Annotated in this window: 21 protein-coding genes and 1 pseudogene; 16 read left to right on the forward strand and 6 right to left on the reverse strand. The window is 69.3% G+C overall.

Annotation, left to right across the window (positions count from 1 at the left end; all coding sequences use genetic code 11):
• Positions 1-50: 50 nt before the first annotated feature.
• Positions 51-3,050, reverse strand: a complete 3,000-nt coding sequence (locus ABZ078_RS05400) for a bifunctional [glutamine synthetase] adenylyltransferase/[glutamine synthetase]-adenylyl-L-tyrosine phosphorylase (protein WP_356571863.1) — start codon at positions 3,048-3,050, stop codon at positions 51-53.
• A 146-nt stretch (positions 3,051-3,196) separates the two neighbouring features.
• Between ABZ078_RS05400 and ABZ078_RS05405 the strand changes: the two genes are divergently transcribed.
• The gene (locus tag ABZ078_RS05405; protein ID WP_356571865.1) at positions 3,197-3,742 is read left to right on the forward strand and encodes a pyridoxamine 5'-phosphate oxidase family protein; all 546 of its coding nucleotides are present in this window, start codon (positions 3,197-3,199) and stop codon (positions 3,740-3,742) included.
• Positions 3,721-4,164 carry a VOC family protein gene (locus ABZ078_RS05410; RefSeq protein WP_356571866.1) on the forward strand — a complete coding sequence of 148 codons (444 nt, stop codon included), beginning with the start codon at positions 3,721-3,723 and terminating at the stop codon, positions 4,162-4,164. Before ABZ078_RS05405 ends, ABZ078_RS05410 begins: the two co-directional genes overlap by 22 nt.
• A 90-nt stretch (positions 4,165-4,254) precedes the next feature.
• Here the strand turns inward: ABZ078_RS05410 and ABZ078_RS05415 are convergent, their stop codons facing one another.
• The 4 genes from ABZ078_RS05415 to ABZ078_RS05430 all read right to left on the reverse strand — a co-directional run bounded on the left by ABZ078_RS05415 (position 4,255) and on the right by ABZ078_RS05430 (position 8,720).
• On the reverse strand, positions 4,255-4,605 hold the full coding sequence (locus ABZ078_RS05415; protein WP_356571868.1) for a hypothetical protein: 351 nt from the start codon (positions 4,603-4,605) through the stop codon (positions 4,255-4,257).
• Between the two features lie 267 nt (positions 4,606-4,872).
• The gene (locus ABZ078_RS05420; protein WP_356571870.1) at positions 4,873-6,624 is read right to left on the reverse strand and encodes an AIPR family protein; all 1,752 of its coding nucleotides are present in this window, start codon (positions 6,622-6,624) and stop codon (positions 4,873-4,875) included.
• A gap of 639 nt (positions 6,625-7,263) precedes the next feature.
• Positions 7,264-7,929: a YdcF family protein gene (locus ABZ078_RS05425; protein ID WP_356571872.1), complete on the reverse strand. Its 666-nt coding sequence runs from the start codon at positions 7,927-7,929 to the stop codon at positions 7,264-7,266.
• Positions 7,926-8,720, reverse strand: coding sequence for a GntR family transcriptional regulator (locus ABZ078_RS05430; RefSeq protein WP_356571874.1), 795 nt, complete (start codon positions 8,718-8,720; stop codon positions 7,926-7,928). Before ABZ078_RS05430 ends, ABZ078_RS05425 begins: the two co-directional genes overlap by 4 nt.
• 568 nt (positions 8,721-9,288) lie before the next feature.
• Here ABZ078_RS05430 and ABZ078_RS05435 point away from each other — a divergent pair.
• From ABZ078_RS05435 to ABZ078_RS05470, 8 genes are all read left to right on the forward strand, one after another.
• On the forward strand, positions 9,289-9,552 hold the full coding sequence (locus ABZ078_RS05435; protein ID WP_356571876.1) for a DUF6284 family protein: 264 nt from the start codon (positions 9,289-9,291) through the stop codon (positions 9,550-9,552).
• Positions 9,552-9,794: a DUF6303 family protein gene (locus ABZ078_RS05440; protein WP_356571878.1), complete on the forward strand. Its 243-nt coding sequence runs from the start codon at positions 9,552-9,554 to the stop codon at positions 9,792-9,794. The genes ABZ078_RS05435 and ABZ078_RS05440 overlap by 1 nt, the downstream gene beginning before the upstream one ends.
• A 40-nt stretch (positions 9,795-9,834) precedes the next feature.
• Entirely contained in the window at positions 9,835-10,842 is a 1,008-nt protein-coding gene (locus tag ABZ078_RS05445) for a DUF2637 domain-containing protein (RefSeq protein ID WP_356571879.1), read from the forward strand.
• The gene (locus ABZ078_RS05450; RefSeq protein ID WP_356571881.1) at positions 10,842-11,183 is read left to right on the forward strand and encodes an RRQRL motif-containing zinc-binding protein; all 342 of its coding nucleotides are present in this window, start codon (positions 10,842-10,844) and stop codon (positions 11,181-11,183) included. The genes ABZ078_RS05445 and ABZ078_RS05450 overlap by 1 nt, the downstream gene beginning before the upstream one ends.
• Positions 11,184-11,211: 28 nt before the next feature.
• A complete protein-coding gene (locus ABZ078_RS05455; protein ID WP_356571883.1) occupies positions 11,212-11,709 on the forward strand; it encodes a hypothetical protein in 498 nt (165 codons plus the stop codon).
• Positions 11,710-11,726: 17 nt separating this feature from the next.
• Positions 11,727-12,275: a plasmid transfer protein TraA gene (traA, locus tag ABZ078_RS05460; RefSeq protein ID WP_356571885.1), complete on the forward strand. Its 549-nt coding sequence runs from the start codon at positions 11,727-11,729 to the stop codon at positions 12,273-12,275.
• A 12-nt stretch (positions 12,276-12,287) separates the two neighbouring features.
• Complete coding sequence (traB, locus tag ABZ078_RS05465) at positions 12,288-14,363, forward strand: plasmid transfer protein TraB (RefSeq protein ID WP_356571887.1); 2,076 nt, start codon at positions 12,288-12,290, stop codon at positions 14,361-14,363.
• A gap of 159 nt (positions 14,364-14,522) precedes the next feature.
• Positions 14,523-14,972 carry a hypothetical protein gene (locus ABZ078_RS05470; protein WP_356571889.1) on the forward strand — a complete coding sequence of 150 codons (450 nt, stop codon included), beginning with the start codon at positions 14,523-14,525 and terminating at the stop codon, positions 14,970-14,972.
• On the opposite strand, the gene ABZ078_RS05475 is transcribed toward ABZ078_RS05470, so the two are convergent.
• Positions 14,947-15,882, reverse strand: a complete 936-nt coding sequence (locus tag ABZ078_RS05475) for an HNH endonuclease signature motif containing protein (RefSeq protein ID WP_356571891.1) — start codon at positions 15,880-15,882, stop codon at positions 14,947-14,949. The genes ABZ078_RS05470 and ABZ078_RS05475 overlap by 26 nt on opposite strands.
• 103 nt (positions 15,883-15,985) lie before the next feature.
• Between ABZ078_RS05475 and ABZ078_RS05480 the strand changes: the two genes are divergently transcribed.
• From ABZ078_RS05480 to ABZ078_RS05505, 6 genes and pseudogenes are all read left to right on the forward strand, one after another.
• Entirely contained in the window at positions 15,986-16,678 is a 693-nt protein-coding gene (locus tag ABZ078_RS05480) for an SAM-dependent methyltransferase (RefSeq protein WP_356571893.1), read from the forward strand.
• On the forward strand, positions 16,675-17,325 hold the full coding sequence (locus tag ABZ078_RS05485; RefSeq protein WP_356571895.1) for a DNA cytosine methyltransferase: 651 nt from the start codon (positions 16,675-16,677) through the stop codon (positions 17,323-17,325). Before ABZ078_RS05480 ends, ABZ078_RS05485 begins: the two co-directional genes overlap by 4 nt.
• Positions 17,322-18,164 carry a bifunctional DNA primase/polymerase gene (locus tag ABZ078_RS05490; protein WP_356571897.1) on the forward strand — a complete coding sequence of 281 codons (843 nt, stop codon included), beginning with the start codon at positions 17,322-17,324 and terminating at the stop codon, positions 18,162-18,164. Before ABZ078_RS05485 ends, ABZ078_RS05490 begins: the two co-directional genes overlap by 4 nt.
• Positions 18,165-18,166: 2 nt before the next feature.
• Positions 18,167-19,642: an ATP-binding protein gene (locus ABZ078_RS05495; RefSeq protein ID WP_356571899.1), complete on the forward strand. Its 1,476-nt coding sequence runs from the start codon at positions 18,167-18,169 to the stop codon at positions 19,640-19,642.
• Positions 19,643-20,092: 450 nt separating this feature from the next.
• Positions 20,093-20,332 (forward strand): helix-turn-helix domain-containing protein, encoded by a 240-nt coding sequence (locus ABZ078_RS05500; RefSeq protein WP_161362637.1) that lies wholly within the window; start codon positions 20,093-20,095, stop codon positions 20,330-20,332.
• A gap of 75 nt (positions 20,333-20,407) precedes the next feature.
• Positions 20,408-21,627 (forward strand): annotated as a pseudogene (locus ABZ078_RS05505) (site-specific integrase).
• Positions 21,628-21,675 lie beyond the last annotated feature (48 nt).

Here is a 21,675-nt window from a genome sequence, read left to right on the forward strand (position 1 = left end):
ACCGGCACGGGCCGCGCAGGCACCGACAGGCACCCCCGCCACCCGCCCCGTCACCCCCCGTAGAACAGCTCCTCCACCACACCCCGGGCCCGCCGCGTGGTCCGCCGATACGCGTCGAGCATGTCCCCCACGTGACCGGGCTCGTACCCCAGGTAGCGCCCCACCGCCGCCAGCTCACGGCTGTCCGACGGAAACGTGTCACCGGCCCGCCCCCGCACGAGCATCACCGCGTTGCGCACCCGCGTGGCCAGCACCCACGCCTCGTCCAGGATCGCCGTCTCCTCGGCCGGGAGCAGCCCGGCCGCACAGGCGGCGGCGAGGGCCTCGCGCGTACGGGTCGTACGCAGCGACGGCTCGGCCCAGCCGTGCCGGAGCTGAAGGAGCTGAACCGTCCACTCGACGTCGGAGAGACCGCCGGGCCCCAGCTTGGTGTGCAGCTTGGGGTCGGAACCACGCGGCAGCCGCTCGGACTCCATGCGTGCCTTCAACCGGCGGATCTCGCGAACGGCGTCCTCACCGAGACCGTCGGCGGGATAGCGCAGGGGATCGATCAGCTCCATGAAGCGGCGCCCCAGCTCCTCGTCCCCCGCGACCGGTTCGGCCCGCAGCAGCGCCTGCGACTCCCAGACCAGGGACCAGCGCCGGTAGTAGGCCGCGTAGGAGTTCAGCGTGCGGACCAGCGGCCCCGACTTGCCCTCCGGGCGCAGGTCGGCGTCGATCAGCAGGGGCGGGTCCGAACTCGGGATCTGCAGCAGCCGGCGCATCTCGGAGACCACGCGGTTGGCGGCCGCGGCGGCCTCGTGCTCGTCGACGCCGTCCCGCGGCTCGTGCACGAACACGACGTCCGCGTCACTGCCGTAGCCCAGCTCGTGCCCGCCGAAGCGGCCCATGCCGATGATCGCGAACCGGGCGGGCAAGGTGTCGCCCCAGCCCTCCCGCACCACCGCACGCAGCGTGCCCGCCAGGGTCGCCGCCGTCAGGTCCGACACCGCCGCGCCGACCCGGTCCACCAGGGCGCCCTGGTCGGCCTCGGCGGGCTTCGTCTCGGTGCCGTAGGAGTCGACGATGTCGGCGGCGGCCGTACGGAAAAGCTCCCGTCGCCGCACACCACGCGCCGCCGTCACCGCCTGCACGGCTCCGTCCGCGCGCCCCACCGCGGCGAGGATCTCCTGCTCCAGATGCCCACGCGAGCGCGGCTCCAGCCCCGTGCCGCCGTCGCCGTCCCCGAGCAGCGCCACCGCCTCCGGTGCCCGCATCAACAGATCCGGGGCAAGACGCCCGGCCGACAGAACACGAGCGAGGTTCTCGGCGGCAGCCCCCTCGTCGCGCAACAGCCGCAGATACCAAGGGGTCTTACCGAGCGCGTCGGAGACCTTGCGGAAGTTCAGCAGGCCCGCGTCCGGGTCCGCGGAGTCCGCGAACCAGCCCAACAGGACGGGCAGCAGGGTGCGTTGGATCGCCGCCTTGCGGGTGACGCCGGAGGCCAGCGCCTCCAGATGGCGCAGGGCGGAGGCCGGGTCGGCGTACCCGAGCGCGACCAGTCGCTCGCGCGCCGCCCCGGCGCTCAACCGGGCCTCACCCGGGGAGAGTTGGGCGACGGCGTCGAGCAGCGGGCGGTAGAACAGCTTCTCGTGCAGCCGCCGTACGACGCTCGCGTGCCGTTTCCACTCGCGGTTCAGCTCGGCCACCGGGTCGGCGCGCAGGCCCAGGGAGCGGCCGATGCGGCGCAGGTCGGCGTCGTCCTCGGGCACGAGGTGCGTGCGCCGCAGCCGGTAGAGCTGGATGCGGTGCTCCATGGAGCGCAGGAAGCGGTAGGCGGCGTCCAGTTGGGCGGCGTCGGCCCGGCCCACGTAGCCGCCGGCGGCGAGGGCCTGGAGCGCGTCCAGGGTGGTGCCGCTGCGCAGCGAGGCGTCGTCGCGGCCGTGCACCAACTGGAGGAGCTGCACGGCGAACTCGACGTCCCGCAGACCGCCCGGACCCAGCTTCAGCTGCCGGTCCAGCTCGGCCACGGGGATGTTCTCCACCACCCGGCGGCGCATCTTCTGCACGTCGGAGACGAAGTTCTCCCGCTCGGCCGCCTTCCAGACCAGGGGCTCCAGCGCGGCGATGTAGTCCTCGCCCAGCTCGATGTCGCCGGCCACCGGGCGGGCCTTGAGCAGGGCCTGGAACTCCCAGGTCTTGGCCCAGCGCTGGTAGTAGGCGAGGTGGCTGCTGAGAGAGCGCACGAGGGGGCCGTTCCTGCCCTCGGGCCGCAGATTGGCGTCCACGGGCCAGATGGACCCCTCGACGGTCGTCTCGGAGCAGATCCGCATCATGTGCGAGGCGAGCTTGGTGGCCGACCTGAGCGCCTTGCCCTCGTCGGCGCCGTCCACGGCCTCGCCGACGAAGATGACGTCGACGTCGGAGACGTAGTTCAGCTCGTGGCCGCCGCACTTGCCCATCGCGATCACCGCGAGCCGGCACAGCGCGGCGTCCTCCGGGGCGGCCGCGCGGGCGAGGGCGAGCGCCGCGCGCAGGGTCGCGGTGGCGAGGTCGGCGAGCTCGGCGGCCGTCTGGGCGACGTCGGTGGTGCCGCAGACGTCACGCGCGGCGATGGACAGCAGGCAGCGCCGGTAGGCGACGCGCAGCGACACGGGGTCGGTGGCCTCGGCGAGTCCGTGCTCGAACTCCTCCACCTCGGGGTGCAGGTCCCGCGGCTCGTACATGACCAGCGCCTGCCAGTCGCTCGGGTGCCGGGAGAGGTGGTCGGCCAGGGCCGCGGAGGCGCCGAGGACGCCGAGCAGGCGGTCGCGCAGGGGCTTGGCCGCTATGACCGTGTCGAGCAGTCGCCGCTGGGCGCCGGAGTCGGGCTGTGCTTCGAGGAGCCGTACGAGACCGTGCAGGGCGAGGTCGGGGTCGGCGGTGGCGCCCAGGGCTTCCAGCAGCACCGGGTCGTTCCTGATCGGCGCGAGTTCGGGGCTCTCCAGGAGCCGCTCGGCGGCCGACGGGTCGGTGAATCCGTGCCGCAGCAGCCGCGTGAAGGTACTGCTCCTGCGCCCCGGCGCCGTCATGGTCGGCCTCCCGTCCGATCAGGGTCGTACGCACCCGATCAAGGTCGTACGCGGTCGAGCCTAGCCGGAGTGCCTGGGAGTGGCGCCGATGAGTTACGACGGCCCGCGCGGTCTGCACTGTGAAGCACATGTCTGGAGGACGTCCGATGACCGACAAGCAACCGCGGACCCGGCTGGACGCGCGCTACAGCGACGAGACGGCCACGGCGACCGACTGGGCCGAGGCCGAGAAGATGCTGGCCGAGGCCGAGCTGTTCTGGATCTCGACGGTACGGCCGGACGGGCGCCCGCATGTGACCCCGCTGCCGGCGGTCTGGTCGCGGGGCGCGCTGCACTTCTGCACGGGGCCTGAGGAGCGCAAGGCGCGGAACCTCGCCGAGAACCCGAACGTCGTGCTGACGACCGGCACGAACACCTGGAACCGGGGCTACGACCTGGTGGTCGAGGGCGAGGCGGTGCGGATCACCGACGACGCCCGGCTGCGCGAACTGGCCGCGGGGTGGGAGGCGAAGTACGGCAGCTTCTGGCACTTCGAGGTGCGGGAGGGGTATTTCCGGCACGGCGCGGGACACGCCGCCGTCTACTCGGTGGCGCCGCGCACGGTTTTCGGCTTCGGTAAGGGTGAACCGTTCAGCCAGACCCGTTGGCGATTCCCCTTGGAGGAACAGCAATGGAGTTCACGCTCGAAGTGATCCCGCTGCCCGTGAGCGACATCGACCGGGCCCGCGACTTCTACCGGGACAAGGTCGGCTTCCACGTCGACATCGACACCGAGGTCATGCCGGGCATGCGGATCGTCCAGCTGACGCCTCCGGGCTCCGGCTGCTCGATCGCCCTCGGCGACAGCATCTGGGACATGACCAAGGGTGAGACCAAGCCCGCGCCCGGCTCCTACCAGGGCCTCCAGCTCTGCGTCGCCGACATCAAGGCGGCGCGTGCGGAGCTGGTGGAACGCGGCCTGGACGTCTCGGAGCCGGTCCAGTACTCCCCCGACGACGGCGCCACGTTCATGTACTTCACGGACCCCGACGGCAACGGCTGGTCGATCCAGGAGTACCGGCGCCGGGCCACGGAGCCCCTGCACGAGGTCCTGACGAAGCTCGCGGGTCGGTAGCCGACCCCAGGGGGCGGGGGCACGAGGGCGCGAGCAACTCGCCAGCGGGCCGCACCCGCCGGCGAACCCGCGCCCCACGGCGACCAGGCGCTAAAGAACCGGCAGGTTCTTCCGCAGCTCGAACGCGGTGACCTCGCTGCGGTACTCCTCCCACTCCTGCCGCTTGTTGCGCAGGAAGTGGTGGGGGGCGGGAGCGACCTCGCGCGAGCGGCGTCGGTGCAGCGCCGGCTCTCTGCAGAGGGGCCGTTGGTGGTCGTCGTTGGTCGCCCTGGGCCGCCCTTCGACGGCCCACAGACGGCCCGGCTTTGAAGCGGGGCAGACCGTTGAACACCGCTTCAGGAGTTCGATCGTTGATCGGCTCAGTTGCGGATCTGACTGGCCGCGTCGGTCGTGCCAGGGCGCGCAGTGGTGTCGGCGTCCGTTGCTGTTGATATCAGCCATGGATGCCAACGGGACTCAGCGCTCGTCTCTCAGGGTCAGCCTCGACGAACTCACGGCCCCGGTGAAGACCCGGCTCAAACGGATGCAATACCGCCCCGGCCGCATCAACCGTCTCCTCGACAAAACCGGACTCGACCTCCAACCGCCGTAACCTCAGCCGTTGAAGATCTATAGAACAGAGACCTGAAGGCCGCGGATTTTTTATGAGGGTCGATCCCCGGCCTTCATCGTCTGACTACTTTCGGCTGATGTATCGAAAGCCGAGCATCAGAGGCTGGCGCTCGACTCCTTGGCCTTTTGCAGCAGAGCCTCCTGGTTACGGCGGCTCCGCACATCGTCCTTGCGCAAACTCCTGCCCTCGTTCAAGACAGACTCAAACTGCTCGGCGGCAAGCTTGACTGCAGCAGTAATTGCTGCTTCAATCTTCTCCGATTCGGAAATCTTGAACCTCAGCTTCTTAGCGCCCCTCAGCTGCCGTTTTGCTGTCTCTACCTCAGAGGTTTCGAAGATAGGCACAAGTTCCGGCGTGATCAGTGCGGACACCATCATCGCGATGTGATATTTCGCGGCCTTGAGAGTGGCCGAGTCGGGTGTTCGGGCGAAGAACCTGTCTACTCGATACAAGATCCAGGCCGCGTAGTAGTAAGCCTCAACGGAGTATTCACCCCAAACAAACGAACCCTCAGCTTCTAGCTCCTTCGGAGCACCGATCGCTCGGTAAGAATCACCGAACAGTGTTGCAGCGACCGCTCGGTTGAGTTCAGGAGTCGTGACAACGCGAGTCCGCGGGAAATCAAGAGACGCATGCTGGTTCTGCCGCAGATAACGTAGGCCATTTACGCCCGACTGGTTGAAATACTCTTCCACGTCTTTCGCCATCTGGGAACTTGCCTGAATGTCAGTTGAGCCGATGGGGGTTTGCAGGTTAGTGGCGATCGCCACGCTCGTTCGCACCCCAGCGTCACCTGAGCTGACGATCTTCACCGGGATCCAGAGGTTAGAGAGGAGGGTCGGATTGGCCTTGACGGCTTCGCTTGCTGCCCACCTAACGAGCTGGTGACTCGTCTGCCCGCCATTTACGATCTGATACCCGGAGATGAAGAACCTGTCCCCCGACCCCCGGAGAGATGTCGCAATGATTGTGAGTCCATTGTTAAGGAAGGGGAAGTGCTCGCGGTCGTCGCTCTGAAGGGTTCTCGTGATCCGAGTATTCACTGGGTTGTGACTACCGAGATCGAGACGCACGTTGTCGTCGAAGATTCCTGGTCGTACGGAGCCAGTTTCATCCGTCAGCAATTTCATCACCGCCGTGCCGGACAAGAGCCCAATGTAAGCCTCACTCACCCGCTCAGTCGCAGGGATGGTCTGCCGCTTCTCAAAGTTGAATTGAATATTCTGTGGCCCGTGACGCTCTTTCAGCTTTGCAGCTAGTGCATCGTGGCCATGAGTGTTGAGGTGCAAAGGTTCTGAATAAATGCCGAGAGATCGAATGCGTTCGATCGCTTCTGTGACCTGAAGTTCTTGCTGCGCGCTCTTCCCGTCATTGCCGCTGGTGGTGACGTAGAATAGCTCGCACGGGATTCGCGTGTCTTGAAATTTGTCGCCGCTCTCTGCGATCCGATCGATCAAAGCAGCCAGGTCGACCAGGGCCGGAGGAAGCTTGACGCTCTTGGCCTTGATCGCGTACTTTGTCACGGCCTCGACGCCATGGAGGAACTTCGCGATGAGCTTAGAGTCGTAAGACTCGCTTGTCTTTGCCTGGATGAAGAATACCCTCGCTGAATTAGACGCCTGGTCTGAGATAAGGTCGTCGATTTCTGAGGGTTCGAAGACGATCTGTCCATTGACTACGACGGCAGCGATGTCGATGCCCTCGTCGGTCCCGCCGCCGAGAACAGTGCGCTCAATCTGCTCGACATCGTCCCGTACATAAGGGAAGAGGTAGTTGGCTGCGACGTACAGCTCGAACTGCTTTGCCTCGCCCCCCTCGAAGCCAAAGTCTCGTGCAAACTTGGCCACTCGCTTTCCCGTGAGCGTGTGCACTTCATCCCCCTAGCTAGCGCGAGCGCTGATCGTCATCACGGTGTGTTTGTCAGTGAGCGTAGCGTCTGGGGTGCCTTTGGGTGAGTCAGTTCTAAGCGCCGACGGCGGTCCGCTTCAGTACCGGGTGGACCGCCGCTTCACGAAGACCGTGATGGTGCGCAGTCGGTAGCTTCAGGGCGTCCAGGTGGCGCGCGCCACTGTACGAACGACGTGGACGCCCTGGGCCGCGTCTGCTCGGCTCTGCCTGGGGCGGCGGTGGACGGGATGGGAGCTCCCCGCGCACGCCACAACGTGCCCGCGCCCGGCAACGGCGCCCCCTCCATCCCGGTGTCGGCCCATCCCCGCCGGAGGCACTGGCTCTGACCGCAGCCTCGATCGTGCGGTGCCGGCCACCCATAGCCCGGCCTCTTCCCATTCGTGTGCGCGCGTCGGCGCAGTGCGGGCGGAACGGGCCGAAGGCAGGAGCGGTGCCCGTAGCGCAGCCGAGGCTTGATGAAGTAAAGAGACTTTCACCGCGCTATGGGAGCATCCGGCTTCGCTGTCACCGATCTGGGCCCTCCGGCCCTTGTAGGGACGGCACGCTGGCTCCTGACTGCGGGGCGGCCACGAGGTCTTTTAGTCGCGTGCCGCGGTCGTCGGGACGAGACGGCTCGTGAAGCCGTCAGCAACGAGACGGCGATACGCCGTCTCAACGTCCGCAGGGATCTCCTGGCGAATCATGAACCCCTCGTCCGGGTAGATCATGAGCCGCTGCTGCGCTCCGACCAACATGTCGATGACCAGGCGCTCGTCGCCGATTGTGGTGATGTACTCCGCGAAGCTCATCGGCGCTGAAGCGCAGATCCACTCCACCTCGGGCCACAGCTTCCGCGCCGTTGCGTACGCTCGCCTCTCTTCGTACGGCTTGCAGACGAGCAGGACAGACGACACTTCAACGCCCTGGTCAGCAAGCAGCGCACGCGAGAACGTGATGTTCTCACCGGTGTTCCGGGCGTTCGGTTCGACAAGGATGGCGTCCGCCGGCACACCGAGTTCCAGGGCCCGCTCCCGGTAGTGCTCTGCTTCGCCGCGCGGCATCCGGTCACGGGTGGTTCGGCTGGTCGCTCCCGTGAAGACGATCAGGGGAGCCATGCCGTCGCGATAGAGGGCCGCCGTAGTGTCGGCGACCCCGAGATCATGGCTCCCTAGGCCGATGGCGACCGAGCACAGGCGTACCTCGTGGCCCATCTGCTGGAAGTCCCAGAGTCGTCGCGCATCCGCCCATGACTGCTGCGAGATCACTTCTTGTCTCCGCCTTCCGCTGCCGAGTCGGGCACCTTGAAGTCGTACGTCCATGAGAAGCGTGTGGCTGCGTGCACACCCAGCGCGAATTCGACCACCGTGCCGTCGGCCGTGAACGTCGTTCGGTGCAGCTCTACGACCCACTCACCGGGGGCGAGCTGCAGGAGCTGGACTTCGTCATTGGTGGGGACTCGGGCGAACAGCGTCTCTCGCATGTGGTCGATCTCGTACCCCGCGTCGTACAGCACGCGGAACCCGCCGCCCCTGCCGGCCGGGCCCGGAGTCGGGTCGACGATGCGCGTTCCCTCGACGTGTTCCGGGCGGTAGTAACTGGTCAGAGTGTGAGTGGGCTGCGCCCCTTCCTTGACCAGTCGCGCACGAGCGTAGACGTCGGCTCCCTCGGGCAAGCCGTGCGCTGCCGCGACCACAGGTGGTGCAGGGACCTTGCTGACCGTCTGCGTCTGTTCGTTGCGCCGGTAGGCGCGGCCGGACGCCACCCGGTCCGCGATGAAGGCGACTTCGTCGCCGTCCCTCCACTTGGCCTTGTCGTACCGCTCGATTCCGAGCCGCTTGAGCGGCGGCCGGTCGCGTACGACCGTGCCGTGGCCACGGGAGGACGTCACCAGCCCCTCGGCTTCCAGCGCCTTGTAGGCCGCGTGAACAGTGGACTTGGAGCCCTCACCGGCCTCCACCAAGTCCCTGATCTGCGGCAACTGCTCACCAGGCGCGTATTCGCCAGACCGGATCTTCTCTGCGATCCGGTCCGCGAGCTCCCGCCACTTCGGTGCCATCAGAACCTCCCGTCGACTTCGACCAGTGAAACACAGTCCCAGGACTGTTGACAGTCCTGGGACTGTGAGCCATGGTCTTCTCAAGTGCCTCGCAGTCCCAGGACTGCAGCGCTCCGCGGGGCCTTCTTTGGGCTGCGCACATGCACAGGCGGGGACGCTGCAATCCCGCTAAAGGCCAGGTGGAACAGGGCTTCGGCCCGTACTGGCGAGGTGGCCCGGTGACCGCGAGCAACGGCCGGAGAGTGGGGACGCGATCCCCCTTGCAGTGCTTCACCCCTAGTGATCTCGGCTGAGAGGAACCCCGGTGTACCGACGAAATCCGTGGGGCGCCGCCGTGCTGGACCGGCCGGCGTCGCCCGTCGAACTTCCCGGTCCGCTCTCTTCCTGGCATCGCAGCGCCTAGTGCTGCGGCCGGCTGCCTCTCCCGCCCGTCGACCGCCCTCACGCGGCTGGTCGACGGACGGGAGCGCGGGGAGCCGGAACCTCCGACTTCAACGGCGCGCGGCCCCGGTGCTGGAACACCGGGGCCGCTGTCTGGGCCGTATCACCCTGAGAGGAACCACGACCCATGAAGCAAATCGGTGCTGTTCAGGCGGTTGTTACCGCTGACGAGTTCGACCGCGAGCCGACCGCTGCCGAGCTGGACGCCATCGCCTGCGAGACGCCGCTGATCGTGGCGGAGGTCGAGTTGCTGGACGTGCAGATTAGCCTGCTGGACCGGCCCGCGACGGAGTGGGACACGCGCCGGCTGCGGCGGGCCCGGCGCAGGGTGCTGACCGCGCGGCGTGAGCTGACCAACCGCGGCGCCACGGTGCCGGGGGTGGTGGCGTGATGGCCGGCGAGTTCACGGCGCAGATGCCGACGCGTCGGGGCCGGTGGCACCTGTACGTGGTGCTGATGAACACCACCGCGCGGTGGCCGGAGTACACCTTCGACCGCGGCGGGCCGGTGCCGACGCTCACGGACCGCGTGCACGCGCTCAGCGTGCTCGGCTTCGAGCCGGTGCCGGACGCTGAGTGGCATTGGACCGAGGACAGCGAAACCCCTTCGACCCGTCCTCGCCGGTGCTGCTGATCGCCGCGATCCGGGTGCGTTCACGAGCGGAGGTGGGCGCGTGAACGGCGTTCAGATCCGTTCAGCCGAGCGCGCGCTGTCGGCCGGTACGTGGTTGATCGTGGCGGGCGCGATGCTGTACTCGATCCTCACCGTCACCCCGCTCGCAGCGGAACACACGCCGGATGAGTGGGACTGGACGGCGCCGATCCTGCCGCTCGTGGTCGACGCCGCCGTGGTCATCGTGGTCCGCTTGGACGCGGCGCTGGCCCGTCTCGGCGGGCACGGCGGAGGGTGGCCGGTGGCGCTGCGCTGGATGACCGGCTGCATGACCCTGGCCCTGAACGTCGCAGATTCCGCCCTGGCCAAAGACCTGGTGGGCGTGGCTGTGCACGCGGTCGCGCCGCTGCTGCTGATCGTCACCGCCGAGACCGGGCTTGCCTACCGGCGGGCGATCGCTGCCGCCGTCAGCGCGCTGGAAGACAAGCAGCGAGCCGAACGTGAGGCGCGCGAGAAGGCGGCTGCAGAGCGGCGTGAGGCTGCCGCGCAGCGGGCCCGTGAGGAGCGCGAGCACGCCGCGATGCTGGCGCGTGAACAGCGTGAACATGAGGCCCAGTTGGCCCGCGAGCAGGCCGAGCGGGAAGATCGGGCCCGGCGCGAGGAACAGGAGCGGGCGCAGGCTCGCGAGCGGGCAGAGCGCGAGGAGCGTGAACGCGCTGAACGCGAGCGTGAACGGCTCCGGCTGGAGCGTGAACGCCGTGAGCGCGCTGAGGCCGAGCGCCGCGAGCAGGACCGGCGAGAGCGGGCCGAGCGTGAGCGCCGTGAACGGGCCGAGCGCGAGGAGCGGGCCGAGCGTGAACGCGCCGCGCTGCTGGCTGCCGGACCGGCCGCGGACAAGCTCCCCGAGGAGCGCGCCCGCCAGATGGTGCGGGCCGCGTTCGAGGCCGGGTTGCCAGTGCGGGCCGCCGCCGAACTGTGCGGCTGGTCGGTCCGGTGGGTCTCCGCCCGCTACGCCGAGCACCGTGACCCCGGCAACGGCGGGGCTGAGCTGGCCATCGCAAGCCGCTGATGACCGCCGTCCCGGTCTACCCCTGGCACCTGGCGCCGGACGGGTTGGCCACCCGTCGGCAGCTGCGCGCCCGCGGGCTTCGGCCCGGTGGTCAGGACGTGGCCGCCCAGCTCGAACGTCCCCGCCGCCGGCGGGGGCCGCTGGTCGCCTACCTCTACCGCATCGAGCAGGCCCAACCGGTGCGGCCCATGACCCCGGCCCGCTGGGCGGCCCTGGCCAAAGCCAACGCCGCCCGCCGCACCTGCCCGCAGTGCCACAACGACGCCGGATACGTCATCCCCGCCGCACTCGGGATGTGCGTGTCCTGCGCCTACCCCGACGACGAACAGCGCTCCGCCTAAATCCCTCGAATGCCCTGGGAGTTTCGCTGTGTCCAGCCGTACCCGTACCCGCACCGTGAAGACGGCCGCGGGCACCCACACCGTCCGCATCCCCCGCCAGCGTGGCCGCCGCTCCGACCCGTTCGTGATCGTCGTTCCCGAGCGCCCGTCGCTGACCCGTGAAGTCATCGGTTTCGTGGGCCGCGGCCTGTGGACGTTCCGCCGGGCCCTCGCCCCGACCGGCCTGTCTGTGTTCGCGTTCCTGGTGGCCGGGCTGTTGCACGTGATCGCCTGGTGGTCCTCCATCGTCATCGCCCCCGTAGCGGCGGTCCCGCTGGGGTGGCTGCTGGTCATGCAGCGCCGCCGCCCGGCCCGCAGCACCGCGCTCGCCTGGCGCATCGGTCTGGCCGCCCTCGCCACGCTCGCCGCGGTGTGGCTCGCACTGGCCGCCGGGTTCGGCCCGCTCGCAGGGCCGCTCGCGCTGCTGTGGCTGCTCATCTGGCTCACCGCGCAGACCGCCTGGCTCATCATCCGCCCCTCCCGCTGACCTGAAGAGATCGTCTGATGGCGCAGAACACCAACGGCCAGCGTCGTGCGCGCGGGCCCGTGAACGACCCCAAGACCGGCAAGTTCGCCAACGCCGGCGCCGCCGCCGGCGGGTTCGTCGGAGCCCTGGGCGGCTCGATCGTCCCGCCGATCAACGTCACCGTGAACAACACCAAGCAGACGGGCGGCTCCAGCGGGCGCCGCCCGCACGCCGAAGCCCTGCTCCCCGCCCCGGACTTCACCTCCCCGGCTCAGGTGCGCAACTACTGCAACACCCTGCGAGCCGCGGCCGTCACCCTGTCCATCGAGGTCGCCATGGGAACCGAGATCCTCAAGGGCGTGCTCGCGGCCGTGCCGGACCCCGAGGGACGGCCGTTCGGCTCCCGGATCCGTGCGGCGAAGGTCGCCCGGAAGATGAACCGCGCCGCCGAGGACCTGCGCAGCGCCGCGAAGAACGCCGCCGCCTGCTACGCCACGTTCCAGCAGGAGTTCGAGGAAGAGATCAACCGCGTCCGTCACCGCGCCCGCAAGCCGCAACAGCCCGTCATGAACTGGACCCAGCGGTAAGGAGGTCGACCCATGACAAGGAGCAGCAACAGCCGCATGCGGCGCACGGACTTCCTCGACAACGGCCGGACCACCGACTACACCGGCCCCGGTCTCTTTCCCGGCCAGGCCACTGGCGGGGTGGGCGGCTACCTGCTGCAGCGCGCGATGCCGCACCTGCCGCCGTGGGTGGCCGCCGCCGGTATCGGGATCGTCGGCGGGTTGGGCAGCCTCCAGTGGGCCGAGAGCGCGGCGGCCGGGGTCGGCCTGACCCTCGCCTCCGTCGGACTCACCGGCGCTACCTGGTGGATGGGAAAGGCCACCACTCCCCAGCGGCGCCTGCACTCCGCCATCACCGTGGCCGCGGCGTCCGCGTGGACCACGGCCGCGTGCCTCGCCGGGCCTACCGCAGGCCCGCTGCCCGACCTGTACCTGATGGGCGCCCCGGCGCTGGCGCTGTCCTGGAACATCCGCATGATCCTCCGCCGCAACGACGCTCCCAGCGCCGAGGGCAGAGACAAGGGGCTGCTGGAGAAGGTCGGCCTGGCGCGAGCGCAGATCGGCAACGCCAGGGTGGAGCCGAACCGGGTCACCGCCCCGCTCGCGGTGGAGGCCGGTGAGCAGACCAACGACGACGTGTCCAAGGCCCTGGGCCGGATCGCCTCCGCGCTGGACCTGCCCACCTCCGCCGTGCGCTACCAGCCCGACCCCGACTCCTCCCGGCGCGGCGAGCTGGTCATCGTGCCTGAGGACATGCTCGCTGAGGCCGCGTACTGGGAGGGTCCGTCGAACCTGGGCGGCTCGATCGCCGAGCCGCTGGTGATCGGCCGCTACGACGACGGCTCCCCGATGTTCCTGTGGCTGCCCGGCGACCCCGACGCCGGCCGCAACGGCACCCACGTGCTCATCGCGGGCGGCACCGGGTCGGGCAAGGGTGAGACCGCCCTGAACCTGCAGACGGAGATCCTGTCCCGGCGGGATGTGCTGCTGTGGCTGTCGGATCCGAAGATGTTCCAGGACTTCCGGCCGCTGCTGCCCGGCATCGACTGGGCCGCCGAGGGCGGCACTCCCACCGAGGTCATGGTGGAAGCGATCCAGGCCGTCATCCCCGCCCGCACCCGCTGGCTTGGACAGCACAACTACCGCCAGTGGGTCCCCGCTGCTGCCCAGGTGCAGCACGACCCCGCGCACACCTGCCGCACGGACGGCCGGGCCTGTGGCTGCCAGGGAATGCCGTACCTGGTGGCCTGGATGGAGGAGGCCGCCAGCACGCTGCGCAACCTCGGGGACGACGCGTTCACCGGCATCGCTCAGGAAGCCCGGTCCGCCGGCGTCTCGCTGATCGTGTCCCTCCAGCGGCCGTCCTACGACCAGATGTCCACCAGCACCCGCGCCTCCCTGCCGTCCGTGATCGCGCTCGGCTGTGACCCGCGTGACGAGTCGTTCTCGCTGCCGGACACGGTGCTGGACGCAGGCGCCCACCCCGGCGCCTGGGGCAACCGCCGCCCCGGCTACTGCTACCTCGTCACCCCCGGCATCGACGAGACCCGCTATGCCTCACCCGGCCGCACTTGGGGCTTCGGCCCCAACGCCGTCTCCCTCATGGAAGTCCTCGCCAACTGGGCCCAGCGCAACGGCGCCACCGCCGACCCCATCACCGCCGGCGCCGCCTCCAGCGTCGCCGGAAACGCGTACACCGGCCGTCCCACCCCCGGCGGCACCCTCGCCGGGCACGCCGCCACCGACGAGGACGACATGGACGACACCAGCTACGGGCCGCGGGTCGACCCCGAGGACGCCGACATCGACCCCGAAGCCGAACTCCCCGACGACGAACCGGGCGACGACGCCCCGATCTTCGGACAGGAGACCGGCCGCAAGCCGTCCCCGGAAGAGGCCCGGCGCCTGTTCGCTCAGGCGCTGGAGGAGTTCGAGCGGGCCGGGCACATGGTCGTCGGCCCCAAGGACTTCATGGACTGGTGCGACCGGAACAACCTCTCCCGCCCGTGGGTCTCCGCACGGCTCAAGGAGGCCGCTCTGGAGGGCCGCCTGGAGCCGACGAACACCACCGGTCGGTGGCGCATCGTCCCCGCCCTGACGGCCGCGTGACGCCTGACAGCGTCACGGCTGCCTGACACCCAAACCCCTAGGCAAACGAGGGTGTCACGCACTCCTGACACCGTCGTCTGACATCCCCCTGACATTCACCCGCACGGGCCCGCGCCGCCACCCTGGCGCGGGCCCGCCGCCATTCCGGAGGGATCCCCCGTGGCCCACCCCGAACCGCGCGCGGCCGTCGAAGTCCACCAGCCGCATCCCATCACCGTGCACCCGCCGGCCGCGTCGGTCGTCTCCGTCCAGCCGCACGCCGTTCCGGCCGTCGCGAGCGTCGTCCTCCCGGACGGGCGGGTAGTCACCGGCTACGCCATCGAACCCACCAAGCCCGAACCAGTCGCGGCCAAGCCGCCGGTCTCCCGCGCGGCGGTGAACGTCGCCCTCGGAGGCATCGGGTTCCTCGCCACGTGCGGCGGCCTACTGCTGCTCACCACGTTCATCACCGCCCTGACCGCGCTCATCACCCAGCTCATCACCCTCGCCGCCGTCATTTTCGGCGGCTGGATCGCTCTGCAAGCATTCGGCGGGAGCAGCCACCGGGACGGCGGGACCACGGTCCACATCCGAAAGGCTGTCTTCAAGCGGAACCACTTCCACGGCTGAGCCAGTGCGCTTCGAGCCAGACGCGGTGTTCGGGACGCAGTTGCACTGCCAGTGGCTGACCGTGCAGCTGCGCATAGAGCGGATAGGTGCGAAGGCTTGGAGCTACGTCAACCAGGCCGGAGCCGGGGTCCACGGCAATCTGTCCGAGGTCGAAGAGCCTGTGGATGTCCCGCCGCAGCAGCAGGCCGCCGTAGTCGTGGTGCTCGCCGGATTCGGCGTAGCTGTAAAGATGAGCAGCCTCCAGCGTGGCTGCAGGAGCTGGTCCGGTCACGGCGCATTGCTCACCCTGCTCGCGCAGGAGACGGCTGCGGAAAGCGCTCTGTCCCACCCGCACCCGGACCTTGGAGACCTTGTGCCCTCCCGGGATCGGGGTGTGTTCGTCGTCCTCCAGCTCCAGCGGCAGCTCCTCGCCGGCCAGTTCGAGAAGAGCATCGCGCAGCTTCTCCCACCGCATGGGACGCATGCTCAGCTGCGAGTTGGGTGAGTCACACAGGGCCCGCAGTTCGGCACCGGTCAGCAAGCCACGGCCGTTGATCCAGCTAATGCCGTGGCGTGACCGGTAGGTCGTTACGGTCTTGGTCTTCTGCCCCGGCGTGTCGAACAGGGCTCCGCACTGGTTGCAGCGGCATGCCGGTGTCAGACGGCTGCGGCGCTTGAAGTCGGCCCGCTTGCACTCGGGGCAGAAGTAGACCGTCTTGTCTTCCGTTCCGGTGTCGATCCCGTGGATGACCGAGACACCGATCAGTTCTCTCTTGTCCCAGAGCGCAATGACATTGCCGACGGCCACATTCGCGTGGTTGGGAACGGTGCTGTCCCAGCTGTAGTGGTAGCGCGGATTGTCGTCATAGCCGTCGTTTCCTCCGTGCTGCCGGTTGTCGCCCACAGCCAGCATCAACCACGCAGTCGTCACAGCGTCCCTCCCCAAGCACACATGCCGGGGCAGCCGCCCCTCTCGCCAAAGACCGCGGCTGCCCCATGTCCAGCTCCCTCACACAGAACTGGAGACCCCCAGAATGACCCATCCCACTGACATCCGGCGAGTGAGCGGCCATCGGCCGCGCTTACTGGATCTGTTCTGCTGCCAGGGCGGCGGCGCGAAGGGCTACGCGGATGCAGGGTTCGACGTCACCGGCGTGGACAAGAACTCGCAGCCCCGCTACCCCTTCCAGTTCGTGCAGGCGGACGCCATCGCCTACGTGCTGGCGCACGGAGCCGCGTTCGACTTCATCCACGCCTCGCCACCGTGCCAGCACGACAGCGAATGCCAGCGCATCCGCGGCAACGCCCACCCAGACCTGATCGCCCACACTCGCGCGGCGTTGGAGGCCACGGGGCGGCCGTGGGTGATGGAGAACGTGCGCGGGGCGGTGCCCAAGCTGCGCGGACCGGTGATGCTGTGCGGTCCCATGTTCGGCGTGGAGACCTACCGGCACCGGTACTTCGAGACCGGCGGCGGTTTCACCCTCGACCAGCCGCACCACCCCGCGCACCTGGTGCCGCAGGCCAAGATGGGCCGTCCGGTCCCGTCCGGGCACTACGGCCAGTTCGTCGGCAACTTCTCCGGCGTCGACCTCGCCCGCCGCGTCATGGGCGTGCCGTGGATGAACCGCGACGGCATCCGCGAGTGCATCCCGCCCGCCTACACCCACCACATCGGCCGCCACGCACTCACCCAGCTCGCCCCGGCGATGGAGGTGGCTGCGTGAACGCGCGCGTGCTTCCCCTGCGGCGCCCGAACGGCATGCGGGTGCTGGACCTGTGCTGCGGCGCGGGCGGCCTGTCGATGGGCTACTACCTGGCCGGGTTCGACGTCGTCGGCGTCGACATCCGCCCTCAGCCCAACTACCCCTTCCCCTTCCACCAGGCCGACGGCCTCCAGTTCTGCGCCGACCACGGCCACACCTTCGACCTGGTCCACGGCTCCTGGCCGTGCGAGCGCTACGCCACCGTCACGCGCTGGCGCGGCAACCCCGACGACCACCCGGACCTGATCGGCCCCGGACGGGGGGTCATGCAGGCCACCGGACGGCCGTGGGTCATGGAGAACGTCCCCGAGACCGCCACCGCGGGCCTGCTGCGCCCGGACTACCTGCTGTGCGGTACCCAGTTCGGCCTAAACGTGCGCCGACACCGCGTGTTCGAGACGTCGTGGGGCGGGGGCGGGGACCTGGTTCCGCCGTGCTGGCACCGCAAGGGCCTGCTGGCGTTCGAGCACAAGGGCGAGCGCGCGTACGCCGACGCCATGGGCTGCACCTGGATGACCAACCTCGAAGCCCTCAAAGCCGTACCCCCCGCCTATACCCAGTGGATCGCCGCACAGTTCCTCGCACTGGAAGGGAGGACCGCCGCATGACCACACTCCTCAGCCCTCTGCACACCGCACTGGGCCTCGCCGCGTCCGGTGTGCCGGTACTGCCCCTGCGCCGCGGCAAGGTCCCGTTCGGGAACTGCCCCACCTGCGCGGACAACGCGTGCGGAGGCCGGCCGAGCATGAAGGCCCCGGGCCCGTGCCAGTGCCCGGTCCCGTGCCACGCATGGGCCGACACCACCGACCCGGCCGTCCTCACCTCCCCACCGTGGGCGTCCGCTTGGCGCCGGGCTGTCTCCGTCGCTTACCACCCCGGAGGCGCCGGGCTGACTGTCGTCGACCTGGACGACGCGGACGCCATCACCTGGGCCCGTGCCGCGTTGCCCGCGACGCAGACCGTGAAGACAACGCGTGGTGAGCACTGGATCTACCGGGGCACGATGACGTCGCACAACGCGGTCCGTCCCGGCGTCGACATCAAGTCGACCATGTCCTACGCCCGCTACCTCGGCCCCGGCACCGGCACCCTGACCGCCCTGCCGGACACCGTCCGCGCGCTGGCCGTGAAGGAGCCCTCCCAGGCCCGGCCGGCGCCGCACGGCCTCACCGTCGCGCCCACCGGGGAGGCGGAGTGCCCTCACCGCACGCCCGCCTACCTGGAGCGTGGCGTCGCCATGGCGGAGCAGCGCATCACCGAGGCCCGCAGCGCGGTCCACGCCACCGTGTACCGCACGTTCCTGGCGGTGCTCTCGACGCATGGCCGGTGCGGCTGCCTCACCGACCTCCAAGTGGCGCGGCTGTTCGCCGCCGCTCAGGGCAAGGGCGAGACGCTGCGGCACTGCACGGACGCGTGGACTAACGCCCGCACCAGGTTGGGACTGTGAGCATGTCCGACGACGACAAGACCCCGGCCCGTGAGGTCATCACCGACTACGCACAGGCCCACTTCCGGTACTTCCGCACCGCAGACGGGACCGTGTACGCGCAGAAGAACGGCCACCCCGTGGCCCGCCCGATCCGCTCGCAGGGCACGACGGGCAGCCACCGCCAGGAACTCATGGTCGGCCTGTACCGCGACGGCCTGGGGGTGTTCAACGGAACCGCGCTCAAGGAGGCGTTGGACTTGATCGAGGCCCTGGCTCTGACCGAGGACGTGCAGCAGGTTCACATCCGCGTGGCGCCCGGGTTCGACGGGGCGACGTGGCTGGACCTGGGCCGCACCGATGGGCAGTCGGTCCGTATCCACCCCACCGGGTGGGACATCGCCATCCCCGACCCGCGCGAAGTGTGCTGGCGGCGCACCCAACTCACGGGCGAACTGCCCCTACCGGTCAAGGACACCGACGGCAAAGGCATCGACGCCCTGCTCCGGCTGTGCAACTTCGCCGGCACCGAGACCGAGTGCCTGGCCATCGCCTGGTTGATCGGCTGTCTCGGGCCGTCCGTGCCCGTCCCCGCACCGTTCCTGACCGGTCCGCAAGGCGCCGGCAAGTCCACGGGCGGGCGGATGCTCGTACGGATCATCGAGGGCATGAGCGGCGACCTCCGCCGCGCCCCGAAGGACGAGGAGAACCTGATCGCGGCCGTGGCCGCCGGATGGGTCACCGCCCTGGACAACCTCTCTCACATGACCCCGGACCTGTCGGACGCGATGTGCTGCATCGTCACCGGCGCCGAGAACGTCAAACGCGCCCTCTACACCGACGGGGACGTGGTCCACGCCCGCTACCGCCGCCCCATGCTTCTGACCGGCATCGACGTGGGCGTCATCCGGCCCGACCTCGCCGAACGACTCCTCCCCCTGCGCCTGGAACGCCCGCGCGTCCGGCGCACCGAGGCGGAGCTGTGGACGGAGTACGCCGAGGCTCTACCGGTCATTCTCGGGTCCCTGCTCGACCTCACGGTCAAGGTCCGTGCGGCTGAGGCGGAGACCCCTACCGACCTGCGGATGGCGGACTTCGCGCACCTGTGCGCGCAGCTCGACGCCGCGACCGGCCTGGGCGCCCTCGCCGCCTACCGGCGCAGCCTCGACGACCTCAACGACGACGTCATTGAGGGCGACTTGCTCGCGCAGACCGTCCTCAAGCACGCCGAGACGATCGAGCCGGGAGGCGAGCAGCGGATGACCTCCACGGAGTGGCTGCACTGCCTCAGCCGCCTCTACTGCGGCGACGACATGCGGCCCCTGCCTAAGGGCTGGCCGACCACGGGCAAGGTCCTCTCCGACCGGCTCAAGCGCCTCCAGCCCACCCTCGCCGCTCGCGGGGTCCTGATCGAATCGGGCCGCACCAGCGAGGGCCGCTACCTCGAAATGACCCACCTGCAGGCGCCGCCGCCCCACGAGGAGAAGCGGATGTTCTGACCCCGCGCCCGCGTACGGTCCCCAGACAAGCAAGAAGAACACCACGGGCCACCGCCGTGCGTGCTCTTCTTGCTGTTCGGCGGCGACCGCCGCCCTGCGAGGGACGCGCCGCGCAGCGGCTCGCTCTTCACGCTTGAAGCGGCACCGCACCACAACAGACACCACCCCTCTCTCTTGTCCCAAGGGGAGGAACCTGCGTCATCTGCGTCACGCAGACCGAGATGCCACCCCTGACCTGCGCATAGGGGCATGACGCAGACGGCCGTGTCTGCGTCATCCTGCGTCATCTGCGTCACCCGATGACGCAGCCCATGACGCCCCGGTGACGGACCCCCACACCACTGCGTCACACAAAGCCGCAGGTCAGCAGCCCCGATGACGCTGATGACGCAATGACGCAGAAATCCGCACTTCGGACAGACACGGCCACGCCCCCGCCCTGGAGCTCCTATGGCAAAGCCGAGAGACCTCGACCCCCGCGCCACTCTCCGCGGTGGCCTCCCTGACCGGTACCTCACCCCCGACGACATCGCCGAGATGTTCGAGGTGCCCCTGGAGACCGTCTACCAGTGGCGCAAGAAGCGCACCGGCCCGCCGGGCTTCCGCATCGGCAAACACCTCCGCTACGACCCCGCCGACGTACGGGCCTACGTCGACCAGCGCAAGCACGCCGACGCCACCGCCGCCTAACCGAACACCCACCACACAGCAGGGAGAGCCGCCCGTGCGGCTCTCCCTGCAACATGTCGAGAGGACCACTGCCTGATGGCAGGCCACATCCAAGACCGGTGGTACAAGACCGAACCCGACGCGGCCGGCAAGCCCCGCCGCGTACGCACGGACCGCTACGGCACTGGGATGCGCTACCGCGCCCGCTACATCGGCCCGGACGGCACCGAGAAGAGCAAGTCGTTCCCGGACGGGCAGAAGCGACTGGCCGATCAGTGGCTCGCCCACATCGAGGCGGATATGTCCCGGGGGCAGTATGTGGACCCGGCCGCGAGCCGCGTAACGTTCCGGCAGTACGCCGAGAAGTGGCGATTCGCGGTCACGCTATGCCCTACCTGGGGCCGCGGCCTCTCGGCTCGTTCAAGCCGGAGCACATCCGGGATTGGCTCAGCGAGCTGGAACGGGCCGTCCCTGCGTCGTCATACCGGCGCGTGATCTACAACAACGTGTCGACGGTCCTCAACGCGGCCGTGGACGACGGTCACCTGTCGAAGAACCCGTGCCACGCTCAATCGGTACGTCCGCCGGCCGCGGGAAGTGGCCGTGTCGTGCCGTGGAGTGCAGAGCGCGTCTTCGCTGTGCGTGCGGCACTGCCGGAGCAGTACCGCGCGATGGTCGACCTCGGAGGCGGCTGCGGACTCCGGCAAGGCGAGATCTTCGGGTTGCCGGTCGACGCCATCGGCTTCGACTTCGGATGGCTGCACATCGCGAACCAGGTGAAGGTGACGAAAGACGGTCTCGTGTTCGCCCCGCCGAAGCGGGCCAAGATCCGCGACGTCCCCTTGCCGGACCGTGTGGCGCACGTCCTCAAGCAGCACATGGAGGCGTTCCCCCCGGTGGAGATCACCCTTCCCTGGCTCCGGGTGGACGGTCCGCCTGTGACGAAGCGGTTGCTGTTCACCCGCCTCGACGGCGCGGGCGCGGTTCGGCGTACCGACTTCAACGACCGCGCGTGGAAGCCTGCTCTCGTGGCTGCTCGGGTCATCCCCGCGCCGAGGGCCGGAGAGCGTCACCAGGCCGCCCGCGAACACGGCATGCACGCCCTCAGGCACTTCTACGCGTCCGTCCTGCTGGACGCCGGCGAGAACGTCAAGGCGTTGAGCGCCTACCTCGGCCACAACGACCCCGGATTCACACTCCGGGTCTACACACACCTCATGCCGAGCAGCGACGCGCGGGCCCGGAAGGCCGTCGATGGCCTGTACGCGGGCACCGATCCGGCGCCCGACGGCCCACAGACGGCCCAGGACCAGTGAGACGCCACGGGGCCGACGGTCCACGACCGTCGGCCCCGTCCGCTGAAC

Source organism: Streptomyces sp. NPDC006385 (assembly GCF_040612485.1).
Classification (GTDB): Bacteria; Actinomycetota; Actinomycetes; order Streptomycetales; family Streptomycetaceae; genus Streptomyces.

Bases quoted from the DNA above. Each gene is read 5' to 3' on its own strand.
- ABZ078_RS05400 (WP_356571863.1), bottom strand. From the start codon at position 3,050: ATGACGGCGCCGGGGCGCAGGAGCAGTACCTTCACGCGGCTGCTGCGG.
- ABZ078_RS05405 (WP_356571865.1), top strand. From the start codon at position 3,197: ATGACCGACAAGCAACCGCGGACCCGGCTGGACGCGCGCTACAGCGAC.
- ABZ078_RS05410 (WP_356571866.1), top strand. From the start codon at position 3,721: ATGGAGTTCACGCTCGAAGTGATCCCGCTGCCCGTGAGCGACATCGAC.
- ABZ078_RS05415 (WP_356571868.1), bottom strand. From the start codon at position 4,605: ATGGCTGATATCAACAGCAACGGACGCCGACACCACTGCGCGCCCTGG.
- ABZ078_RS05430 (WP_356571874.1), bottom strand. From the start codon at position 8,720: ATGGCACCGAAGTGGCGGGAGCTCGCGGACCGGATCGCAGAGAAGATC.
- ABZ078_RS05435 (WP_356571876.1), top strand. From the start codon at position 9,289: ATGAAGCAAATCGGTGCTGTTCAGGCGGTTGTTACCGCTGACGAGTTC.
- ABZ078_RS05440 (WP_356571878.1), top strand. From the start codon at position 9,552: ATGGCCGGCGAGTTCACGGCGCAGATGCCGACGCGTCGGGGCCGGTGG.
- ABZ078_RS05450 (WP_356571881.1), top strand. From the start codon at position 10,842: ATGACCGCCGTCCCGGTCTACCCCTGGCACCTGGCGCCGGACGGGTTG.
- traA (WP_356571885.1), top strand. From the start codon at position 11,727: ATGGCGCAGAACACCAACGGCCAGCGTCGTGCGCGCGGGCCCGTGAAC.
- traB (WP_356571887.1), top strand. From the start codon at position 12,288: ATGACAAGGAGCAGCAACAGCCGCATGCGGCGCACGGACTTCCTCGAC.
- ABZ078_RS05480 (WP_356571893.1), top strand. From the start codon at position 15,986: ATGACCCATCCCACTGACATCCGGCGAGTGAGCGGCCATCGGCCGCGC.
- ABZ078_RS05490 (WP_356571897.1), top strand. From the start codon at position 17,322: ATGACCACACTCCTCAGCCCTCTGCACACCGCACTGGGCCTCGCCGCG.
- ABZ078_RS05495 (WP_356571899.1), top strand. From the start codon at position 18,167: ATGTCCGACGACGACAAGACCCCGGCCCGTGAGGTCATCACCGACTAC.
- ABZ078_RS05500 (WP_161362637.1), top strand. From the start codon at position 20,093: ATGGCAAAGCCGAGAGACCTCGACCCCCGCGCCACTCTCCGCGGTGGC.